Source organism: Nocardia sp. NRRL S-836, assembly GCF_001279525.1.
Lineage (GTDB): Bacteria > Actinomycetota > Actinomycetes > Mycobacteriales > Pseudonocardiaceae > Lentzea.
In genome coordinates this window covers 1-320 of record NZ_LGDY01000048.1, presented here as the reverse complement: position 1 = coordinate 320, position 320 = coordinate 1, and the positions used below count along the sequence as shown (strand labels likewise).

The following is a 320-nucleotide window of genomic DNA, read 5'->3' as shown; positions in this document are numbered from 1 at the left end:
TCGGACAGGGTGTTGTAGCCGATGACGGTGTGGTGGGTCATGGAGTAGCGGCTGCGGTTGAGCAGGCTGACGACGTTGATGACCAGTTCCTTGGTGACCCGGCCGAGGAAGCCCGAGGTCGGGTAGCGGACGGTGCCGCCCTGTGCGGTGTCGGGATTGGGGATCTCGGTGAGCACGCCGGCGTCGAAGATGACCGAGTTGGCGTACGGGACCTCGGTGATGGCCAATGCGGGGTGGTGGGCCATGGTGCGGAACAGGTTGCTGGGGATGCCCCAGGTGGCGATGCTCAGCTCGTAGGCGGCTTCCACTTCGGCGTTCAT

At 65.0% G+C, this 320-nt stretch carries 1 protein-coding gene; it reads right to left on the bottom strand.

Features of this window, described 5'->3' with window-relative positions; all coding sequences use genetic code 11:
• Positions 1-320, bottom strand: a 320-nt coding sequence (locus ADL03_RS48210) for a hypothetical protein (protein ID WP_197288158.1), incomplete at both ends; no start/stop codon positions are given.